The following is a 309-nucleotide window of genomic DNA, read 5'->3' on the forward strand; positions in this document are numbered from 1 at the left end:
CAATCCTTTAACAAATAGCGCATCCCACGGGCGCCTGCTTTTCTCAAATTACAACAAAAGCAAGGCAATCTTGCTGCGCAAGCTGAAAATGAGCTTATTAATGAAATCGTAAAAAATATCGAAATAAAACGTCGTAATATTGAGGTGAGCGATAATGAAGTTGAGAGCGCTTTTGAGAACTTTGCAATGCAAAATAATATGACCGTTGATCAACTTAACCAGATTCTGATGCAAAATGATATTACCGTGCAACACTTTAAGGATTATATTCGTGGACAAATAGGGTGGGGACGTCTTGTTAATGCACGT

Annotated in this window: 1 pseudogene; it reads left to right on the forward strand. The window is 38.2% G+C overall.

The features are described from left to right. A pseudogene (locus tag ACFIK8_RS12000) lies at positions 1-309 on the forward strand (SurA N-terminal domain-containing protein); the annotation flags it as partial.

This window comes from Bartonella sp. MR168JLCBS (assembly GCF_042194175.1).